Source organism: Micromonospora yongxingensis, assembly GCF_052601155.1.
The window spans coordinates 60217-80418 of the sequence record NZ_JBQXEO010000006.1; the positions used below are offsets into that span (position 1 = coordinate 60217).

Annotated in this window: 17 protein-coding genes; 8 read left to right on the forward strand and 9 right to left on the reverse strand. The window is 71.5% G+C overall.

The window, feature by feature from the left end:
- Nucleotides 1-9: 9 nt before the first annotated feature.
- Nucleotides 10-1053 (forward strand): 4Fe-4S dicluster domain-containing protein, encoded by a 1044-nt coding sequence (locus ACTWLT_RS10130; RefSeq protein ID WP_445318093.1) that lies wholly within the window; start codon nucleotides 10-12, stop codon nucleotides 1051-1053.
- Nucleotides 1050-2105, forward strand: a complete 1056-nt coding sequence (gene nrfD, locus ACTWLT_RS10135; protein WP_445318094.1) for an NrfD/PsrC family molybdoenzyme membrane anchor subunit — start codon at nucleotides 1050-1052, stop codon at nucleotides 2103-2105. The genes ACTWLT_RS10130 and nrfD overlap by 4 nt, the downstream gene beginning before the upstream one ends.
- Nucleotides 2106-2190: 85 nt before the next feature.
- On the opposite strand, the gene ACTWLT_RS10140 is transcribed toward nrfD, so the two are convergent.
- The 7 genes from ACTWLT_RS10140 to ACTWLT_RS10170 form a co-directional block, all read right to left on the reverse strand.
- Nucleotides 2191-3747 (reverse strand): OFA family MFS transporter, encoded by a 1557-nt coding sequence (locus tag ACTWLT_RS10140; RefSeq protein WP_445318249.1) that lies wholly within the window; start codon nucleotides 3745-3747, stop codon nucleotides 2191-2193.
- Nucleotides 3748-4080: 333 nt separating this feature from the next.
- Nucleotides 4081-5661 (reverse strand): MDR family MFS transporter, encoded by a 1581-nt coding sequence (locus ACTWLT_RS10145; protein ID WP_445318095.1) that lies wholly within the window; start codon nucleotides 5659-5661, stop codon nucleotides 4081-4083.
- A 64-nt stretch (nucleotides 5662-5725) separates the two neighbouring features.
- Nucleotides 5726-6343 (reverse strand): acyl-CoA-like ligand-binding transcription factor, encoded by a 618-nt coding sequence (locus tag ACTWLT_RS10150; RefSeq protein WP_445318096.1) that lies wholly within the window; start codon nucleotides 6341-6343, stop codon nucleotides 5726-5728.
- Nucleotides 6344-6384: 41 nt separating this feature from the next.
- Nucleotides 6385-7245 (reverse strand): alpha/beta fold hydrolase, encoded by an 861-nt coding sequence (locus ACTWLT_RS10155; protein ID WP_445318097.1) that lies wholly within the window; start codon nucleotides 7243-7245, stop codon nucleotides 6385-6387.
- Nucleotides 7242-8114, reverse strand: a complete 873-nt coding sequence (locus ACTWLT_RS10160) for an SDR family oxidoreductase (RefSeq protein ID WP_445318098.1) — start codon at nucleotides 8112-8114, stop codon at nucleotides 7242-7244. Before ACTWLT_RS10160 ends, ACTWLT_RS10155 begins: the two co-directional genes overlap by 4 nt.
- 69 nt (nucleotides 8115-8183) lie before the next feature.
- Nucleotides 8184-8468 carry a DUF4873 domain-containing protein gene (locus ACTWLT_RS10165; protein WP_445318099.1) on the reverse strand — a complete coding sequence of 95 codons (285 nt, stop codon included), beginning with the start codon at nucleotides 8466-8468 and terminating at the stop codon, nucleotides 8184-8186.
- Entirely contained in the window at nucleotides 8465-9193 is a 729-nt protein-coding gene (locus tag ACTWLT_RS10170) for a TetR family transcriptional regulator (protein WP_445318100.1), read from the reverse strand. The genes ACTWLT_RS10165 and ACTWLT_RS10170 overlap by 4 nt, the downstream gene beginning before the upstream one ends.
- Before the next feature lie 48 nt (nucleotides 9194-9241).
- Between ACTWLT_RS10170 and ACTWLT_RS10175 the strand changes: the two genes are divergently transcribed.
- Nucleotides 9242-10138 carry an AurF N-oxygenase family protein gene (locus ACTWLT_RS10175; RefSeq protein ID WP_445318101.1) on the forward strand — a complete coding sequence of 299 codons (897 nt, stop codon included), beginning with the start codon at nucleotides 9242-9244 and terminating at the stop codon, nucleotides 10136-10138.
- 40 nt (nucleotides 10139-10178) lie between these two features.
- On the opposite strand, the gene ACTWLT_RS10180 is transcribed toward ACTWLT_RS10175, so the two are convergent.
- Nucleotides 10179-10688: a winged helix-turn-helix domain-containing protein gene (locus ACTWLT_RS10180; RefSeq protein ID WP_445318102.1), complete on the reverse strand. Its 510-nt coding sequence runs from the start codon at nucleotides 10686-10688 to the stop codon at nucleotides 10179-10181.
- Between the two features lie 340 nt (nucleotides 10689-11028).
- On the opposite strand from ACTWLT_RS10180, the gene ACTWLT_RS10185 reads away from it, so the two are divergent.
- On the forward strand, nucleotides 11029-15402 hold the full coding sequence (locus ACTWLT_RS10185) for a S8 family serine peptidase (RefSeq protein WP_445318103.1): 4374 nt from the start codon (nucleotides 11029-11031) through the stop codon (nucleotides 15400-15402).
- 90 nt (nucleotides 15403-15492) lie between these two features.
- Here ACTWLT_RS10185 and ACTWLT_RS10190 read toward each other — a convergent pair whose 3' ends face one another.
- Nucleotides 15493-16008, reverse strand: a complete 516-nt coding sequence (locus ACTWLT_RS10190) for a winged helix family transcriptional regulator (RefSeq protein WP_445318104.1) — start codon at nucleotides 16006-16008, stop codon at nucleotides 15493-15495.
- A gap of 457 nt (nucleotides 16009-16465) precedes the next feature.
- Here ACTWLT_RS10190 and ACTWLT_RS10195 point away from each other — a divergent pair, with 457 nt between their 5' ends.
- From ACTWLT_RS10195 to ACTWLT_RS10210, 4 genes are all read left to right on the forward strand, one after another.
- Nucleotides 16466-17473 carry a phosphatase PAP2 family protein gene (locus ACTWLT_RS10195; RefSeq protein ID WP_445318105.1) on the forward strand — a complete coding sequence of 336 codons (1008 nt, stop codon included), beginning with the start codon at nucleotides 16466-16468 and terminating at the stop codon, nucleotides 17471-17473.
- A gap of 61 nt (nucleotides 17474-17534) precedes the next feature.
- Complete coding sequence (locus ACTWLT_RS10200; protein WP_445318106.1) at nucleotides 17535-18230, forward strand: response regulator; 696 nt, start codon at nucleotides 17535-17537, stop codon at nucleotides 18228-18230.
- A complete protein-coding gene (locus ACTWLT_RS10205; protein WP_445318107.1) occupies nucleotides 18227-19693 on the forward strand; it encodes an ATP-binding protein in 1467 nt (488 codons plus the stop codon). Before ACTWLT_RS10200 ends, ACTWLT_RS10205 begins: the two co-directional genes overlap by 4 nt.
- Nucleotides 19690-20196, forward strand: coding sequence for a hypothetical protein (locus ACTWLT_RS10210; protein ID WP_445318108.1), 507 nt, complete (start codon nucleotides 19690-19692; stop codon nucleotides 20194-20196). Before ACTWLT_RS10205 ends, ACTWLT_RS10210 begins: the two co-directional genes overlap by 4 nt.
- Nucleotides 20197-20202 lie beyond the last annotated feature (6 nt).

Genomic DNA, 20202 nt, shown 5'->3' on the forward strand with positions numbered 1-20202 from the left:
GTCTGACCGATGCCCCACGTGAACAGCCTGTACGGCCCGCTCGACCCGGCGCCCGACGCCGGCTACGTCGACCCGCCACCGCGGATGGGCTTCTTCACCGACACCAGCGTCTGCATCGGCTGCAAGGCGTGCGAGGTGGCCTGCAAGGAGTGGAACGACGTGCCCGCCTCGGGCCTGGACCTGCTGGGCATGTCGTACGACAACACGGGCGCCCTGACCGCGAACTCGTGGCGGCACGTCGCGTTCGTCGAACAGCCCCGCTCGGCGGGCTGGGCGACACCCGCGTTCGAGCACGAACCGGACGGACCGCCGATCAGCCCGGAAACGGCGGCGGTCGGCGCGCGTACCGGCACCGACACCGGGACGGACCCGGGTCTGCCGCCAGGCTCGCCCGCGGCGGCAGCCCGGATGTCCGGTGGGCCGGAGTTCCTGGGGATGCCGGGGGCCCAGCCGCCGGGGCGGGGCACGGGCGTGGAGCAGCGCACGGATTTCCGGTGGCTGATGATGTCGGACGTGTGCAAGCACTGCACCCACGCGGCGTGTCTGGACGTGTGTCCGACGGGTTCGTTGTTCCGTACGGAGTTCGGCACGGTGGTGGTGCAGGAGGACATCTGCAACGGCTGCGGCTACTGCATCTCCGCCTGCCCCTACGGCGTCATCGACCAGCGCAAGGACGACGGCCGGGCGTGGAAGTGCACACTCTGCTACGACCGTCTGGGTGTGGGAATGACGCCGGCGTGTGCGAAGGCGTGCCCGACGGAGTCGATCCAGTACGGGGCCCTGGATGATCTGCGGGAGCGGGCGGCGGCGCGGGTGGCGACTCTGCACGAGCAGGGGGTGCCGGACGCGCGGTTGTACGGTCACGACCCGAACGACGGGGTCGGTGGTGACGGAGCGTTCTTCCTGCTCCTGGACGAGCCCGAGGTGTACGGGCTGCCACCGGACCCGATCGTGACCACCCGCGACCTGCCGGCCATGTGGAAACGCGCCGGCCTCGCGGCACTGGCGATGGCCGCCGCCACGGCGCTCGCGTTCCTTGGCAGGCAGCCATGACCGGCGCGATGTCACCGGAGCCGGCAGGCCGCCGTGGGTCCCCGGCCGGCCCGGACCGGCCCGACGGGCAGCGCCGCCGCCGGGCCGGCCACGGTGGAGAGCAGCTCACCGTGCCGCCAGCCGACTTCGCCTCCTACTACGGCAGGCCGATCCTCAAGCCGCCGGTGTGGAAACACGACATCGCCGGCTACCTGTTCACCGGCGGGCTCGCCGCCGGGAGTTCGCTGATCGGCGCCGGCGCCCAACTGACCGGGCGGCCCGGACTGCGCGCGGTGGGCCGGTGGGCCGCCCTCGGCGGCGTCGCCGCCAGCACGTACCTCCTGGTCCACGACCTCGGGCGGCCGGACCGCTTCCACCACATGCTCCGGGTCGCCAAGCTGACCTCGCCGATGTCGATCGGCACCTGGATCCTCACCGCGTTCGGGCCGATGGCCGGCGTGGCCGCGGTCGCCGAGCTCGCGCCGCTGCTGCCGCAGCACGGCCCGCTCGGCCTCGCCCGCCGGGTGGCGCCGACAGTCGGCAACGTCGCCGGCCTGGCCGCCGCGGCCACCGCGCCGGCGCTGGCCACGTACACCGGGGTCCTGCTGGCCGACACCGCCGTACCGGCCTGGCACGACGCCTACCCGTCGTTGCCCTTCGTCTTCGCCGGCAGCGCGCTCGCCGCCGCCTCCGGGGTCGGACTGATCGCGGCGCCGGCCGCGCAGACCGCTCCGCTGCGGAAGCTCGCCCTGGCCGCCGCGACCATAGAACTCGTCGGCGGGCGCCGGCTGGAGCGGCTGGGGCTGACCGGCGAGCCCTACGGGCACGGCCGCAGCGGCCGGCTGGTCACGGCGGGGCGGGCCCTGCTCGCGGTGGGCACCGCCACGGCGCTGCTCAGCCGGCGCAGCCGGATCCTGTCGGCGATCTCCGGCGCGGCCCTCGTGGCCTCGTCCGTGGCCACCCGGTTCGGTGTCTTCGAGGCCGGCAGGGTGTCGGCGCGCGACCCGAAGTACACGGTGGTGCCGCAGCGGGAGCGCCTCCCTCAGAAGAACGAGCCGGCCGCCCGCCCCTAGCCCCGAAGCGCCGCCATCGGGGGCGCTGGTCGGTCTCGTCCTCGTCCGGGGCGGCGGACGTCCGCCGCCCCGGACGCGCAGGACATCAGCCGGTGAACAGCTTCGCGGCGGTGATGGCGGTCTGGACGATGCCGTACCCGAGCAGCGCCGCGACGAGCAGCCACGACAGCCAGAGCCGCCCGGTCTGGGTGCCGACCCGCTGCGGCACCGGAGGTTGGCTGTCCTTGCCGAGGGCGACCGGCTCGGTCACGGTGGCCCGCGCCACTGGCGAGGTCGATCCCCGGTCGGGCTCGTGGAACCGTTCCGGCACGGCACGGACCAGCAGGTTGGCGATGAACCCGATGGCGAGGATGCCGACCATGGTGAACAGCGCGGGACGGTACGCCGATGCCGTGAGCGTGCCGGGCTTGCCCTGCGTGTCGAGGATCCCGTTGACGATCAACGGGCCGGCGATGCCGGCGGCCGACCAGGCGGTCAGCAGCCGGCCGTGGATGGCGCCGACCTGGAACGTGCCGAAGAGGTCCCGCAGGTAGGCGGGGGCGGTGGCGAAGCCGCCGCCGTAGAACGAGATGATGGCGGCGGCGATCAGCACGAAGACCGCCGTCGCGGAGTGGCCGGCCACGGCGAGCAGCGCGTAGAGCACCATGCCGACGCCGAGGTAGACCATGTAGATCGGCTTGCGCCCGATGAGGTCGGACGTGGACGACCAGACGAACCGCCCAGCCATGTTGAACAGGGACAGCACTCCCACGAAACCGGCCGCCGCCGATACCGAGACGGCGCTGACCCCGTTGTCCCGGAAGAAGTCCTGGATCATCGGGCTGGCCTGTTCCAGGATGCCGATGCCGGCGGTGACGTTGCAGAACAGCACGATCCACAGCAGCCAGAACGAACGGGTGCGCACGGCGTTCGACGCGGACACGCTCGCCCTTGTCACGAGAGGCCGGCTGGCGACGCGCGCGGGGTCGAACCCGGCCGGCCGCCAGTCCGGCGCCGGGACCCGCACGTTGAACGGCCCGAACATCATGATCACGAAGTATCCGATGGCGAACGTGACGAAGAGCGCCACCAGGGCATGCCCGGACGCCACCGCGGCGGGGTTGCCGGGGTTGTAGTCCGGGTCGTAGAGGGAGAGCAACTGGCGCGCGAGCGGGCCGGCGACCAGGGCGCCACCGCCGAAGCCCATGATGGCCAGCCCGGTGGCGAGACCGGGCCGGTCCGGGAACCACTTGATCAGGGTGGAGACGGGCGAGATGTAACCGATGCCGAGCCCGATGCCGCCGATGACGCCGTACCCGAGGTACAGCAGCCAGAGCTGGTGGGTGGCGATGCCGAGCGCACCGACCAGGAACCCGGTGGCCCAGAAGCAGGCGGAGACGAACATCGCGCGGCGCGGTCCGTTCCGCTCCACCCACCGGCCACCGACGGCCGCGGACGAACCCAGCATGACGATGGCGATACTGAAGATCGCCCCGATCGCCGTCTGGCTGGTGTCGAAGTGCGCGATGAGGGAGTTCTTGTAGACGCTCGTCGCGTAGACCTGCCCGATGCAGACGTGCACGGCCAACGCCGCGGTCGGGATGAGCCAGCGGCTGTACCCCGGCGGAGCGACAGTGTGCCGAGGATCGAGTACCGACAGCATGGGCATCGTCCGCACCTCCTGCGGCTGAGTAGGCCGTCGGCGGTGCAGAGCTGTCCGAAGCCTCGCACCGTCGCGCTGCCTACTGGGCAGAATCCGCGCAGACCCGGATGACACCGGGTCGGGGAATCTCGCCGGACTCCCGGCGGTTGGCCGAGTGGCTCTCGCCGCCACGGTGGCGGCTCGGCACACGTCTGGCGTTAGCCGTTGATCGGCTGGATCCCACGTTACGGTGCGACCGGTCTGCCCCTCACCGTTACGGGAAAACGCGGCCACGCCACCGGTGGACGCGAACGGGGGCGGGCCGACCGGCCCGCCCCCGCTGGTGCGTACGGCTCAGTGGATCGCGGCCTTCGCGGCCGCCTCCTCCTGGACGCGTCGTTCGTCCCCGCTCAGGGTGTGCAGGGGCTTTTCCTTGATGAACAGCACGACGACCAGCGCGAGCAGCGCGATCGGCGCGCCGACCAGGAAGAGGTCGGCCGTCGCGGTGCCGTACACGTCCTGGATGACGCGCAGCACCGGCTCGGGCAGGGTGGACAGGTCGGGCACCTCGGCGCTGCCGCCGCCGGCCGTTGCCGCCGGCCCGAGGCGCTCGGTCGTCAGCGAGGTGACCCGGTTGGCCAGGACCGCGCCGAGGGCGCTGACCCCGATGGCGCCGCCCATGCTGCGGAAGAACGTCAGCGTGGAGGTGGCCGCCCCGAGCTCGTTGGCGGGCACGTCGTTCTGCGCGGCGAGAACGAGGTTCTGCATGAGCATGCCGACGCCGATGCCCAGCACCGCCATGTAGATCGACAGGACGACGACGCTGGTCCTGGCGTCGATGGTGCCCAGGAGCACCATCCCGAGGGTCATCACGGCGGCGCCGGCCACCAGGTAGGCCTTCCACCGGCCGAACTTGGTGATGAGCTGGCCGGCCACCGTCGACGAGACGAGCAGACCGAAGATCATCGGAAGGCTCATCAGGCCGGCGACGGTCGGCGACTTGCCCAGCGAGATCTGGAAGTACTGGGACAGGAAGACGGTGCCACCGAACATCGCGACACCGACCAGCACGCTGGCGATCGTGGCCAGCGAGACCGTGCGGTTGCGGAAGATGTCGAGCGGGACGATCGGCTCCACGGCCCGCGACTCGACGAAGACGGCCAGCGCCAGCAGGACCAGACCGCCGACGACCATCAGGGCCGTCCAGCCGGAGGCCCAGTCGAACTTGTTCCCGGCCAGGGACGACCAGATCAGCAGCGTGGAGACGCCCGAGGTGATGAGCACCGCGCCCAGCCAGTCGATCCTGGCCTTGCGGCGGACGACCGGCAGGTGCAGGGTGCGCTGCAGCAGGGCGATGGACAGGATGCTGAACGGGACCCCGATCAGGAAGCACCAGCGCCAGCCCAGCCACGACGTGTCGACGAGCAGGCCGCCGATCAGCGGACCGGCGATGGTGCCGACACCGAAGACCGCTCCGAAGATGCCGGCGTAGCGACCCAGCTCGCGCGGCGGGATCATCGCCGCCATGACGATCGTGGCCAGGGCCGTCATGCCGCCGGCGCCAATGCCCTGGACGACACGGCTGAGCAGCAGCACCTCGACGTTCGGGGTGAAGCCCGCGATCAGTGAACCCACCACGAACAGCCCCAGCGAGAGCTGGATCAGCAGCTTCTTGCTGTACAGGTCGGCCATCTTGCCCCACAGCGGCACCGTCGCCGTCATGGCGAGCAGTTCGCTGGTGACGATCCAGGTGTAGACGGTCTGGCTGCCGTTCAGATCGGCGATGATCCGTGGGAGCGCGTTCGCCACCACGGTGGAGGCGAGGATGGACACGAACATGCCGACCATCAGCCCGGAGAGGGCCTGGAGAACCTCCCGACGCGACATGCGCGTGCCGACCTCGGCACTGTCGGCGGGCGGGGCGGTGGTGGTCATTGACGCTCCCTTGTCGGGTTTGTAACGGACTGGTTCGCCCCGGCACTGGTGAACCGGGGCGGGGTCAGGACGATGGTGGATCCGGTAGGCCGGCGGCGACCGCGGCGAACGCCTCGTCCACGAAGTCGCGCAGGGGCCGGGTGTCGTCGTCGGCGGCCCAGCGCAGCATGGCGGTGCGGAAGGCGGCACCGGCCACGGCGGTGACCAGCGCGGGGTGGCCGTGGTCGGGAGCGACGCCGAGGCGGGCGGCGATGGTCGTGACCATGGCCTGTTCGGTCGCGATGTTGCCGGTCATCAGCCGGGGCAGCAGCGCGGGGTTCTGGGAGATGACCACCAGGCGGAGCCGCCACAGTTCCCGGTCGGCCTGCATCGCGTCGATCGCCTCGTCGAGGGCGAGCCGGACGGCCCGCAACGCCGGCATCTGCGGCGCGGCGGCGGCGATACGCGCCACGACCGGGGCGCCGTCGAGCGCGGGGTCTTCGGTGAGTGCCTCGTCCTTGGAGGTGAAGTAGTTGAAGAAGGTGCGCGAGGAGACGTCCGCGGCCTCGCTGATCTCCTCGACCGTGACGTGCTCCAGGCCGCGTTCGGCGACCAGCCGCAGGGCGGCGGCGGTCAGCGCGGCCCGCGTCTGCCGCTTCTTGCGGTCCCGACGCCCGGGGGCAGCCTGGTCGGTATCGGTCACTCGGGCGAGGTTAGGAGACAATTTGCGGAGCCTGCAAGTTTTTATTCTGTGAAGTGACCTTCCTGACCTCGGGCCGCCGGAGTCACCACCGACGGGTCCGACCGCTCGCGCGGCACGGCGCCGGTGGTCTCCAGGATGAGCGCGGCCACCAGATCGGGGTCGTCGCTCATCGGTACGTGCCCGCAGCGGGGCAGCGTCACCACCCGGGCCGCCGGTAGGCCGGCCCGGGCCCGCTCGGCCTGGTGAACACCGAAGATCCGGTCGCGGTCACCCCAACCGATGGTCACCGGCACCGTCGCGTCGGACAGCCGGACCCCGTCGAAGCGGTAGTCACGGGCGGCTCGGGCCACCGCGGTGAAGCCGAGCCCCCGCCGCAGGGCGAGCGCGTCGCCCAACGCGCGGTCGGCGTCCAGCAACGCCGGGCGGGCCATCAGCGGCGCGAAGCACATCGCCCGCAGGTACGCCGACCGCAGCGCCACCCGCATGATCGGGGCCGGTAGGAACGAGTTGGCCCGCAACATCGTGAGGATGGCCAGCGCGCGCCGGCGCTCGGCCGGCGTGAAGAAGCCTGCGGGGGAGAAGGCGGTGGCCGAGGCGACCGCTCCAGTGGCGGCAAGCTCCAGGCTGATCGCCCCGCCGAGGCTGTAGCCGGCCACGTGCGGACGGTCCAACCCCCACCCGGTCAGGACCGGCAGGACCGCCGCGACGGTGGCGGCCATGTCGGCGGGCATGCCGCCCTCGGGCACCGGGGAGTTCCCGAAACCGGGCAGGTCGAGCGCGATCACCTCGTGGTGGGCGGTCAGCCGGTCGAACACCGGCTCCCACGCCTGGTGGCGGTGACCGATGCCGTGGATGAGCACGAGTGGCTCGCCGCTGCCCGCCCGACGGAAGTGAACGATCATGACTTCCCTCCCACCGAGGTCCTGCCGAAGGAGCGGCCGAGCTGGCGTACCTCGTCCTCCATCTGGCCGACCATGGTCCGGCCGCCGAGCCGGGTGATCAACGCGTCGGAGAGGCCGCTCAACACCAGCGGCCGCAGCGCCTGCACCACGGCCAGCGAGCGGGGCACGTACACCTTGCGCCTGCGGCGTTCGATGCCGCGCAGCAGGGCGTCGACGCACCGCTCGACGGGCACGACGGTGGACAGCGGCCACGGCAACCGACGCAGCGTGGCGCGGAACGATGCCAGGTCGTCGCGGATGTCGCGCACGAGGTCGGTGTCGATCCAGATCGGGTGAGCCGTGCCGACGGTGACGCCGCGTGCGCGGGTCTCCAGGCGCAGCACGTTGGCGAACTGCTCCACGCCCGCCTTGGACGCGCAGTAGGCGGCCATGCCGGGCATCGCCGTGAAGGCCGCGGCCGACGAGACGATCAGGACGTGGCCACGGGCGGCGGTGACGTGCGGCAGGGCCGCGCTGACCGTGCGGATCGCGCCGCAGAGGTTCACCTCGACGGTACGCACCAACGCGTCGACCGGCCCCACGGCCACGGTGCCGAGGTTCGCGATGCCGGCGTTCGCCACGACCACGTCGATGCCGCCGAAACGGTCCACCGTGGAGGCGACGGCCGCGTCCAGGGCCATTTGGTCGGTGACGTCGCACTCGTACCAGTGCGCATCGAGATCGTCGCTGAGCTGCTTGAGCCGCTCGCCCTCCAGACCCACCAGGGCGACCCGCGCGCCGCGGGCGGCGGCCTCGCGGGCCAACCGCGCCCCGATGCCACGCGCCGCGCCGGTGACGAGCAGGGTCCTGCCCGCGAGGTCATACCGCATCGAGGTGCTCCCGTTCCCGATCGTCCAGGCCGCCGACACCGGCGCCGACGATGGCGACGTCGGTGCCCATCACTCCTCCTCCGGAGGCTCGGTCGCCGCCGGCCAGGGCGGGTCTCCCACGCCGGTGATCCGTACGCCGCCCCACGGGTCGACCTCGGCGAGCCGGGCGGGCCGGACCCGGTCGGCGATGCGCAACTCGACGTCGCGCCGGCCGGAGCGCAGCAGCCCGGCGACCGTCGGCTCGGGCTCGATCCGCCCACCCCAGTGGTAGCGGCCGTCGACCGGCTCCCACCGCCCGGTGAGGTGCACGCGGACGGTGGTGCCCTCGACGCCGGCCGGCCCGTGGTAGCTCACGGCACGATCCGCTCGTGGGCACGGGTCAGCTCGCGCGGCAGGTCGGCGCTGGCCCGTACCCCCTCGATTCCGTTCCACAGCAGAGCGGTCAGGTAGTCGGTGAGGGCCGCCCGGCTGATCGGCTGGCCGTGCGTGGTCCACCAGTCGCCGACGGCCTGCACGAAGCCCACCAGGCCGTACGCCCAGGGCTCCGCCGGGCCGGCGTCCAGGCCCAGCGAACGCAGCCGGTCGCCGATCACCCGGGCCAGCCCGGCGGCCACCTGCCGGCTGGTGCCGGCGACCACCTGGTGGATGCCCGGGTCGCCGGACTGGTGCATCAGGAACCGGTAGAGCCTCGGCTCGGACTCGATCACCCCGAGGTAGGCGTCGATCGTCGCCTCGACCAGGTCGCGCTCCTCGCGGACCTGCGCGATCGCCGGTGCGATGGTGTCGACCATCCGGGCCGCCACCACCTCGCTCACGGCGACCCAGAGCTGCGACTTGTCGGCGAAGTAGCGATAGAGGACGGGTTTGCTGACGCCCGCGGCGGCGGCCACCTGGTCCATGTCGACCTCCGGCCCGTAGCGCAGCAACGCCTGCACGGCAGCCCCGACCAGCTCCTGCCGGCGTTGCTCACGATGGTCGGCCCAGCGGGCCCGGCGGCCGTTGCCCCGTGCCTTCCGGTCGTCGGTCGGGGGAGGGGCCGGCGGGTCGGATCCATTGACATCGCTGAGCGGCGATTGCATGCTACTACTCGTAACAGTTACCGGTCGTCACGTCAATATGGAGGAGCAATGGAGGCGGCACCGGCGGAATCCGAGCGAGCGGCGGTCGCCGAGCGCCTGCTCACGTCCTCACTGCGGACCAGCTACGACCCCACCGTCGAAATCGACTGGGACGCCCCGCACACGCCGGGCGCCTACTGGCTGCCACCGCACCGCAGCAGCCTCTACGGCACCGGGCTGTGGGAGCAGCTCGGCGAGGAGCAGCGCGTCGAGCTCACCAAGCACGAGGTGGCCAGCGCGGCCAGCGCCGGGCTGTGGTTCGAGACGATCCTCATGCAGATGCTGATCCGGGAGTACTACGACGCCGACCCGACCAGCGCGCAGGCCCAGTACGCGCTGACCGAGGTCGCGGACGAGTGCCGCCACTCCATCATGTTCGGCCGTCTGATCGAGGCACTGGGCTGCCCCGTCTACCGCGCGAGCCCCAAGGACCACCTGCTCGGGCGCTTCCTCAAGGCCACCGCCAGCGGCCCACGGATGTACGCCGCCATCCTCATCGCCGAGGAGATCCTCGACGCGTTCCAGCGCGAGATCATGGCGGACGAGTCCCTCCAGCCGCTCATCCGGATGGTCTCGCGCATCCACGTGGTGGAGGAGGCGCGACACGTCCGGTTCGCCCGCGAGGAGCTGGCCGCGCAGGTCGCCGACGCCGGCCCGCTGGGCACGGCGTACGCCCGGCTGTTGATCGGCCGTGCCGCCAACACGATCGCCAACCGCCTGGTCCACCCGGACGCGTACGCGGCGGTCGGCATCCCGCCGGCCGTCGGCCGGGCCGCCGCCCGCGCCAACCCGCACTGGCGCGCCACCCTGCGTTGGTCCGCGGCGCGGGTGCACGCCCACCTCGCCGACGCCGGCCTCGTTGGCGGGCCGGGACGCCTGCTGTGGGCCCGCTCGGGCCTGATCTGACCCGGCTTCACATCCCCCGATTGCCCACATCAGGCAGTCGTCAGGCTCGACCGATCCGCGGCTCCTGTCGATCGGTCAGCCGCAACCCCACACCCCGCACCGCTTCGATGCTGGCACCGGTGCCAAGGTCCCGCAGCTTGCGCCGCAGCCGCTTCACCAGGGACTGAACGTCCGCCTTGCGTTCCCGGCCCTCGTCACGCCAGACCGACCGGTGCAGCTCGGCGTAGCTCCAGACCCGGACCGGCTCCGTGACCAGACAGGTCAGCAGGTCGCGCTCCAACCGGGTCAGGTCCACCTCGCGCTCACCGCAGCGGGCCGTGGATCGGGCCGAGTCGATGACCAGCGCGGAGTCGCTCCCGGCGGTGGGCGCGGCCGCCGCGGCCAGCTGGTGTGGAGCGGCGATCAGCCGGCGCAGCTCGTCGAGGTCGGCCACCAGCAGCAGCGGTGCGATGCCGTCGAGGCGCTCCGCGAGCCGGATGCGCTCGGTCGGCGACGGGGTCACCGCGATCAGCAACGGGAAGGGCTCGTCGGCCGCCTCAGCCCCATCCACCGTCGATTCGTCGTCCTCGGCCACAGCACCGCCCGGGATCGAAGGGCATCCCTGCCCAGTTCTTGTCACGGCCCTGACAATGACTGGCAGGCGAGCCGCCCAGCCTGGCAACCGTTAGCGACAAGTTGCTCACGGCAAGTTCTTGATCGTCCATTCTTCTCGATCATAGTGTCCACTCGGGCAACCGGCGTGACCCGCGCGGTGCATGGGGGGGCATGAAGGGGGTTCGTCGAGACGAGCCTCCCGCACCTTCACATGGCCCAATTCACCCTGGGTCGTTCTGAGGGAGGCAGCACCGATGTTCAGACGTCCACAATGGCGGCGCACAGCCAGATCACTGGTGAGCGCCGGCGCGGCGATGATCCTCGCCGCGACATGCCTGGCCAGTATCGGCTCGGGCGCGCAGGCCGCGCCCGGTGGCGGGATGGGGGCGGGCGCCCCTGCCGGGGACAAGATCCGACCGGAGCTCGCGAAGCAGTTCCAGGCCAAGAGCGAAGGGGACTTCTGGATCCGGTTCGCGGACCGGGCGGACCTGAGCAAGGCCAGTGCCATCAAGGACTGGGCCAAGCGCGGCACCGCGGTCGCGGACACGCTGCGCAGGACCGCCGCCGAGAGTCAGGCCAAGATCCGGGCCGAGCTCGACGGCTCGGGCGCCAAGTACCAGACCTTCTGGGCCACCAACGCCATCAAGGTGAGCAGCGGTTCCCTGGCGATGGCCCAGAAGTTCGCCGGCCACGCCGAGGTCGAGGGCCTGTACGCACCGGTCGCCTACAAGGTGCCCGAGACCGCCAAGGGCACCGACGAGAAGACGGTGAACTCCCTCGAGTGGGGCATCGCCAACATCAACGCCGACGACGTCTGGTCCCAGTACGGCGCCACCGGCGAGGGCATCACCATCGCGAACATCGACACCGGGGTCCAGTTCGACCACCCCGCGCTGGTCAACTCCTACCGCGGCAACAACGGCGACGGCACGTTCGACCACAACTACAACTGGTTCGACGCCGCCGGGACCTGCGCGACCGCGCCCTGCGACAACAACGGCCACGGTACGCACACGATGGGCACCATGGCCGGCTCCGACGGTGCGAACCAGATCGGTGTCGCACCCGGGGTCACGTGGATCGCGGCGAACGGCTGCTGCCCCAGCGACGCGGCCCTGATCACCTCCGGCCAGTGGATGCTGGAGCCGGTGGACCTGGGCGGCCAGAACCCGGACGCCAGCAAGCGGCCGAACATCATCAACAACTCGTGGGGGAGCGAGAACCCCTCCAACGAGCCCTTCATGGAGGACGTGACGCTGGCCTGGGCCGCGTCGGGGATCTTCGGCGTCTGGTCCAACGGCAACAGCGGGCCGGCATGCCAGACCAGTGGTTCGCCGGGCAGCCTGGCCAGCAACTACTCGAGTGGCGCGTACGACATCAACAACAACGTGGCCGGCTTCTCGGGTCGGGGTGTCGGGCAGAACGGTGAGATCAAGCCCAACATCTCTGCGCCCGGCGTGAACGTCCGGTCGAGCCTCCCGGGCAACGGCTACGGCAGCGCCAGCGGCACCTCCATGGCCGCCCCGCACCTCGCGGGCACGATCGCGCTGCTGTACTCGGCGGCCCCGTCGCTGGTCGGTGACATCAACGCCACCCGTGCGCTGCTCAACGGCGCCGCCGTCGACAAGGCCGACGACCAGTGCGGTGGCACCCCGGCGGACAACAACGTCTACGGCGAAGGCCGGCTGGACGCCCTCGCGCTGCTCAACGCCGCTCCGACCGGCGACACCGGCACCCTCGCCGGCACCGTCACGGATGCGGCCACCGGCGCCCCGATCGCCGGTGCGACCCTGACCCTCACCGGCCCGGCCGCTCGCGAGCTGAGCACCGGGCCCGACGGCAAATACTCGACGACGCTGCCGGTCGGTGACTACCAGGTCGCCGTGGCGGCGTTCGGCTACGCCGGCACGACGAAGCCGGCGACGGTCGCCGACGGCGCGACCACGACGCTCAACGTGGCGTTGACGGCCGTGGCGAGCGTCAACGTCACCGGAGCGGTCACCGACGGCTCCGGCCACGGCTGGCCGCTGTACGCGAAGGTGACCGTGCAGGGTGTGTCGGGCGTCTACGACTACACCGCACCGGCCAACGGCCGCTACAGCATCAAGCTGCCGGCCGGCCAGACGTACACCCTCAGGTACGAGTCGCAGTACCCGGGCTACCAGACCGTCACCAAGGAGGTCGTGGTCGGCTCGGGCAACGTCACCGCCAACGTCGCGGTGCCGGTGAACACCACCACCTGCACCACGGCGCCCGGTTACACGTTCGGCTCCGACGGTGAGTACGAGACCTTCGACGGCACCACGGTGCCGGCCGGCTGGTCCGTGGTGGACAACGCGGGCAGCGGTCAGGTCTGGAAGTTCACCGACGACGGCAGCCGGGGCAACCTGACCGGCGGCAACGGCAACTTCGCGGTGATCGACAGCGACGCGTACGGTGCCGGCGGCAGCCAGGACACCTCCCTGGTCAGCCCGGTGGTCAACCTGACCGCCGTCACGGCCCCGGTCATCCGGTTCAACCAGGACTTCAACCAGCTGGCCGACGACACCGCCGATGTCGATCTGAGCATCGACGGTGGCGCCACCTGGACGAACGTGCTCCGGCAGGAGACGGACGTCCGGGGGCCGAAGGTGACCGAGATCCCGATCCCGCAGGCGGCCGGCAAGGCGCAGGTCCAGGTGCGGTTCCACTACTTCGACGCCTCGTACGAGTGGTGGTGGGAGGTCGACAACGTCCTGATCGGCAGCCAGGTCACCTGCGTCCCGGTCGACGGCGGCCTGGTCGTCGGCAACGTCCGCGACAAGAACGACAACAGCTACATCAACGGTGCCACCGTCACCAGCGACGACCGGCCCGCCGAGAAGGCTGTCACCGTGGCGACCCCGGACGACCCGGGGCTGGCCGACGGCTTCTACTGGATGTTCTCGACGCTGACCGACACGCACCCGTTCACCGCGAAGGCCGGCAACTACGTCAGCCAGAGCAAGCAGGTCGACGTCCAGGCGGACTGGGCGACCACCGCCAACTTCCAGCTCGCGGCCGGCCGGCTGTCGGTGACGCCGACCCAGCTGAGCGCGACCGTCCAGATGCCCACCGGCAAGGCCAGCAGGACGTTCACGGTGACCAACACCGGCGGGGCGCCGGTCGAGGTCGAGTTCAGTGAGCGCGACAACGGGTTCGAGATCCTCCGGGCCGACGGGTCCCGGACGACCAGGCAGCAGGTGCTCGGCGCCAGCGGCGCGCCGGAGCAGCGGCTCACCGTGCCGACGTCGTTCGCCGCCAAGGCGTCCGGCAAGGCGGCGATGGCGACCCCCGCCGCGGTCGGCCCGCAGGCCGCGCCGTGGACGGACATCACCGACTACCCGGCCAACATCATGGACAACCGGGTGGTGAACCTGGACGGCAAGGTCTACTCGATCGGCGGCGGCGACGGGAGCGCCTCCACCTCGAAGAACTACGCCTACGACCCGGTCGCGCAGACCTGGGCGTCGATCGCCGACCTTCCCGGTGCCCGCAACGCCCTGACCGTGGGCGTCGTGGACGGAAAGATCATCGCGACCGGCGGCTGGGCCGACGGCGGCCCCGACTCCGCCACCTGGTCGTACGACCCGGCGGCCAACGCCTGGACGGAGCTGGCCGACAACCCGGCGCCGCGCGCCGCGGCCGCGCAGGCGGTCGTCGACGGCAAGCTGTACGCCATCGGCGGCTGCACCACCGCAGCCTGCACGCCGATGTCGAACAGCGTGGTCCGGTACGACCCGGCCAGCAACAGCTGGGAGACGCTGGCGAACTACCCGAAGTCGGTGGCCTTCGCCTCCTGCGGAGGAATCGACGGCGCGATCTACTGCACCGGCGGTAACGACGGTGCCGCCTCGCAGAAGTCCAGCTACTCCTTCGACCCGGGTGCCAACACCTGGACCGCCATCGCCGACGCGCCGGCCGACAACTGGGCCAGCTCGTTCGCTGTCGCCAGCGGCAAGCTCCTCGTCGTCGGTGGGTCGCAGGGTGGAGCCATCAGCAACGCGGGCTTCGCCTACGACCCGGCCACCAGCTCGTGGTCCAACCTGCCCAACGCCAACACCGCGCGGTACCGCGGTGGCGCGGCGTGCGGCTTCTACAAGATCGGTGGCTCGTCCGGCAGCTTCAGCGCGGCTCCGGACAGCGAGGTGCTGCCCGGGTTCGAGGGCTGTGCCGAGGCGGCGGCCGACGTCAGCTGGATGACGATCGACAAGTCGGCGGTCACCCTCGCGCCGGGTGAGAAGGTCACGGTCACCGTCGGCGTGACGGCGAACGTCGACCAGCCGGGCACCTACTCGGGCTCGGTCGCGATCAAGGAGAACACCCCGTACGCGGTGGCGCCGGTGGCGGTGACCATGACCGCGACGCCTCCGAAGACCTGGGGCAAGCTGCTGGGCACGGTGACCGGGACCAGTTGCCAGGGTGCGACCTCGCCGATCGCCGGCGCGGTGGTCCAGGTCGACTCGTGGGCGATGTCGTGGACCTTCGCCACCGATGCCCAGGGCAAGTACGCCTACTGGGTGGACCGTCGGAACAACCCGCTCACGATGATCGTCGCCAAGGACGGCTGGAAGCCGCAGACCCGTCAGACGAAGATCAGCACCACCACGCCCACCGTGGAGGACTTCGGGTTGTCCCCCATCCGGTGCTGACGCCTGAGCGGTAGCACCACAGATCCGGCCCGCCTGGTCACCGACCAGGCGGGCCGGGCCGTCTCCGGTGGTGGTGGGCCCCGTTGGCGGTCAGACGGACGCGAGGCGGAAGCCGACCCCGCGGACCGCGTGGATCGTCGCCGCGGCGTTCAGCCGGGCGAGTTTGCGGCGTACCCGACGGATCACGGAGTGCATGTCGGAGCCGCGGCCCAGGTGCCGGTTGCCCCAGACCTCGAGGTGCAGCCGCTCGTAGGTCCAGACCTGGCCGGGTGCGTCGACCAGGCAGAGCAGGACGTCGTGCTCCAGTCGGGTCAGGTCGATCTCCTTGTCGCGCCACCGCAGCACCCTGCGGTCGGAATCGACGGTCAGATCGGGTGGTGGCGGCGAGTGCGTGCTCTGTGCCGCCTCGACGATCACCGCCGGGGCGGGGGGACGCGCCGAGGTGACGGGAGGCATCTCGACCACCCCGAGAAACTCCCGTGCCTGCTCGACGCTCGAGACGATCAGGAAGGCGTCACTGCCGCCGAGCAGCCGCGCCAACTGTCGGCGTTCGGCCGGCGAGGACGCGATGCCGATGACCAAGGAGGCGGCCGGAATCCCCTGCATTTTCCCCAACCCCTTCCGGTTCCCCACTGCACTCCGGATGGTTTTTCGCACTGCCGACCGAAACGTCGGTCAATCAGTGCCCTGACCTTAGTGGTGGCTCGTCTCGGGCGGGTAAAACATAGTTGCATGCAAGCATATGAATGACCGTTCACGCCGCGTAGGCCGCTCGAGTCGGCTTCGTCGGTTTTGCCGGCCAATTCATGCCGATCGACGTGCCCCGTCAGCCCTCCGCGCGCTGTCGTGTCGGCCCTCGGTTGCCCGTCCACGACCGGCCGCAGTCCCACGACCAGCCGTTTCTCCGTTCCGAGCGAGGGTGGGGTGGGCGGGAGGTCCCCGCAGCGGCACACCCCGACAACCGCTGCTCGGCGTCCGGCTTTCCGCAACCCAGCGGAAGTTGTGACAGAACCAAGACAATCCGCGGACGGTGCCCGGATCTGGCGGGCCGAGCATGATCGGCATGTCCCTCGGATCGTCGTACCACCTCGGGCCGGCACCCGACCCGCGGTCGGCGCGGCCGCTGTCACCCGTGCCTTCGGCCGCGTCCCTCGGCCGACTCCTGCTCGGTGCGGCCCTCGCCTTCCTGCTCGCCCTGGGTCTCACCTGTGCCGTGTTCGTGCGGACCTACCCCGGCCAGTGGTTGGACGGCCTGCTCCTGCCGCGCGCCGAGCGGGGTGGGGGCTACGAGCAGCAGACCGTCCTGGTGGGTCCGTCCAAGACCGTGCTGGCCGCCTTCGGCAGCCCCACGCTCCTGGCCGTCCTGCTCGGAGCGGTGCTGCTGGTGGGTCTGCTCAACCGGCGGCTGCTGGCCGGCGTCGTGGGCGTCGGCATGGTCGTCTGCGCGGTGGTGGCGGCCGGCGCGGCGAAATCGGTGCTTCCCCGTTCGGACTTCCCGATCGAGAGTTCCACCACCCACAACAGCTTTCCCAGCGGTCATGTGGCGGCGGCGACGGCGCTGCTGCTCGCGTTCATGCTGGTCCTGCCGGGGTGGGCGCGCCGGTGGCTGGCGGTACCGGGCGCGGTGGGTGTCTCGGTGATCGCCTCTGCCACCATGATCGCCGGCTGGCACCGGTTCAGCGACACACTCGGCGGCGTCCTGCTGAGTGTGGCGCTGTTCTGCCTGGCCGCGGCCGCCTTGGCGGGCTGGCGTGGCGACGCCGATCCGGGCGCGGGCGCCGGCCCGCACGCCGGGACGGACGGCGGCGCCGCGTGGCGCCGGCTGACGGAGGGGGCGGTGGGACTGGTCGTGCTGGTCTGGGCGCTTCTGGTGGCCGGACCGGGTCTGGCAGCATCCGTGCAGCGGGGGACGCTCGTCGCCATCGTGGCGGCATCCGGGTTGACGGTGCTGTCGGTGGTGTCGGTGGTGTTCCTGGTGCGTTCGGCGGACTTCGCCGGCCCGCGACGGACACGGCAGCGTGCGGCGCGGCCGGCGGCGACCATTCGGGACGGCACGACAGCCTGGCGCTGATACCCCCACATCCGGACATCGACAAAAGGCTAAATCTATTCATGATGCGATACTTGGTGACATGTCCCAGGTCCTGCTGATCGAAGATCACCAGACGGTGCGCGACGGGCTCCAGCTGGCGCTGACGCGACAGGGCCACACGGTCGATGCGGTGGCCACCGGTGAGCAGGGGCTGGAACGGCTGCGGAGGGCCTCGTCCGACGTCGTGATCCTCGACCTGATGCTGCCCGGGATGGACGGGTTCGAAGTCTGTCGCCGCATCCGCCAGCTCGGCGACCTGCCGATCATCATGCTGACCGCCCGCAACGACGACATGGACGTGGTGGCGGGCCTGGAGGCCGGCGCCGACGACTACGTGGTCAAGCCGGTGCAGGCCCGGGTGCTCGAGGCGCGCATCCGCGCGGTGCTGCGACGCACCGCCGGTGAGTCCCGACGTACCGGCGGCGACCGGTCCGGCGTGGAACAGCACGGCGCTCTGACCATCGACCGTGCCGCGCTGGTGGTCAGCAAGGACGGGCGGCCGGTCAGCCTCGCCCCGACGGAGCTGCGCCTGCTGCTGGAACTCTCGCACACGCCGGGGCAGGTGCTGAGCCGGCAGCAGTTGCTGTCGGCCGTGTGGGAGCACGGCTACCTGGGCGACTCGCGGCTGGTGGACGCCTGCGTGCAGCGACTGCGCGCCAAGATCGAGGACGACTCGTCGGCACCGGTGTTCATCCAGACGGTGCGCGGTTTCGGATACCGGTTCGGGCCACTGTGACACTGTGGCACTGGGCCGGCGGCCAGGCCTCGGGCCTGCGGGTCCGCCTGCTGCTGGCCTTCGCGCTGCTGGGCGTGACCACCACCGCGGTGGTGGCCAGCGGAAGCTACTTCCAGGCCCGCACGGTCATCCTCCAGCAGGCACAGGACGCCGCGGTGGCGTCGCTGACCGACCAACTCACGAAGGTCTACCCGATCCGCCAGCTCCCGCCGACCCAGAACGAGCTGGACGACCTGGCCCATCGCCTCTCCGACCGGGAGGGCTACGCCGTGGTCATCTACCACGACATGCGGGCGCAGGGCGCCCAGGTCCCCGAGCCCCTCACCCCGGAACTGCGGCAGGCGGTCGAGAGTGGCCTCATCGCCTGGCAACGCGTGTCGCGCGACGGTGAACCCGTGCTGCTCATCGGAACCCAGCTGAAACTCGACCGACCCGACGGCGCGGTCCTGCCGTCCGGCCTGGAGGTCTACGCGGTGCGCAGCCTCGCCTCCGAACAGCAGAGCATCGACCGGCTCGCCACCCTGGCGTGGTTGACCGGCGGGCTCTCCCTGGTCCTCGCCGTCCTGCTGGCACTGCTGGCCGCCCGGGGCGTGCTGCGGCCGGTACGCGAGCTGGGCCGGGCGGCGCGACGGCTCGGCGAGGGTGACCTGACCACCCGGCTGGTCGTGCGGGGCGCCGACGAACTGGCCGACGTGGCGCGGACCTTCAACGACACGGCGGGGACGCTGGAGCGGCAGGTCGGCGAACTGCGTCGGATGGAGGCCGACGCCCGGCGCTTCGTGGCCGACGTGTCGCACGAACTCCGTACACCGTTGGCCGCGATGACGGCGGTCACCGACGTGCTGGACGAGGAGGCCGACCGGCTGCCCGGGGATGCCGGCAAGGCCGCCCGGCTCGTCAGTCAGGAGACGCAGAGCCTCACCCAGCTGGTCAACGACCTCATCGAGGTCAGCAGGTTCGACTCCGGCACGGCGCGGCTCGCCCTCGACGACGTCGACGTGGCCGCGGCGGTCACCGCCACCCTGCGGATCCGCGGCTGGACCGATCGCGTACGGGCGGAGCTGCCACCCGGGGTCGTCGCCCGCCTGGACCCCCGCCGGCTGGACGTCATCGTCGCCAACCTCGTCGGTAACGCCTTCCGACACGGCACCGAGCCGGTGTCCGTACGCCTGCACGCCGAACCGGACTGGATCACCATCGAGGTCCGCGACCAGGGGCCGGGGCTGGACCCGGAGGTGCTGCCGCACGTCTTCGACCGCTTCTACAAGGCGGACACCGCGCGGACCCGCTCCGAGGGCAGCGGTCTGGGTCTCGCCATCGCGTGGGAGAACGCCCGACTGCACCGCCACGCCGGGCAGGCGGGCAGTCTCGTGGCGAGCAACGCCCCGACCGGAGGCGCGGTGTTCACACTCCGCCTACCCCGGGTGGCGGCGGACACGGCGAACACGGGACGCGTGCGGTGACCGGCCGCCGTGTGGCCCGGGCGCTGCTCGCCGGCGGGCTGCTGCTCACGTTGCTCCTGGCGGGCTGCGGAGTCCGGCCCACCGGCGTCATCACCGGCCGCCCCGCGATGGCCGGCCCCTCCGTGGGCGTCCGGCTCTACCTGCTGTCGCACGGAGAACTGGCGCTGGTCATCCGCCCGAGCAAGGAGCCCGCCTCGCCGGAGGAGACGCTCGCGATGCTGGCCGCGGGTCCGGACGAGTCCGAACTGAGCCAGGGGCTCACCAGCGAGGTGCCGACCGGCCTCGTCCCGGCCGGCCCGGTGACGGCGGTCCCCGGCCGACCCGGCCTCACGGTGACGATGACAGGTCCCGTGCGGTCGTTGTCGGGCGCCGCGGCCGACCAGATCGTCTGCACGGCGGCCAGCGCCGCGGCGGTCGCCGGCCTGGCGGACAGCTTCGCCCCGATCACCCTCGCCGGGCCTGACGGCGCCCGCCCGCCCCGGTTCTGTCCGGTCGTCAGGTGACCGGGG